Annotated in this window: 1 protein-coding gene and 1 pseudogene; both read left to right on the top strand. The window is 60.3% G+C overall.

From position 1 onward, the window contains the following. A partial coding sequence (locus NW827_RS09880) for a DUF6761 family protein (RefSeq protein ID WP_414503633.1) occupies window positions 1-229 on the top strand: 229 nt, incomplete at its 5' end. A 65-nt stretch (window positions 230-294) separates the two neighbouring features. Then, a pseudogene (locus NW827_RS09875) lies at window positions 295-590 on the top strand (hypothetical protein); the annotation flags it as partial.

Raw genomic sequence — 590 nt, 5'->3', positions numbered from 1 at the left:
CTATCAAGCTCTAACCGACGCGCTGGTGGACAGTTGGCATCGCGGCTATCAGCGCGCTGATGAGCTACGGCTGTTGGTGGACGGTTACCTGCTGGCCTTGCGAGCTGGAAAACAATTGGAGCCCTTTGAGATCTACCGCCTTGAGGATGAGGTCAACCGCTTCCTCTACGATCCGTCCAACTTCAGGGAGCCGGAACGGGAGCTGGAGAAGGAGCCGATGCACGGCTAGGGACTGGCTTTGAGAAGGAGGAGGGATCAAGCAGCGGTAGGCGGCTAGTAGGCTATTCCAGTCCTATGGCAGTTTGGGATACCCTGGCAACCTCCCGGCGCCCGGCTCTGCTGGGATCTGGCCTAGGCTTGGGAATAGCCCTGACCCTCTGGTACGGGGTGTTTGGCTACCACGTCCTGCAGATGGGTATCTGGCTGCTGAGCATCCTACTGGTGGGGCTGTATGTAGCCCAGTTTCCCCCGGCTCGGCCCCCCTGGGATCCGACGCGGCTGCGCTGGCGTCAGGAGTTGCTGCACCTGGGGCTATTGGCGCTGGTTTTTGCCCCCATCTACCTCTACGACCTGGCCAACATCCCTTTTCA

Origin of the sequence: Synechococcus sp. H70.1, assembly GCF_047502705.1 — a bacterium.
Lineage (GTDB): Bacteria > Cyanobacteriota > Cyanobacteriia > Thermostichales > Thermostichaceae > Thermostichus.
This window is presented reverse-complemented; position numbering and strand designations above follow the sequence as displayed.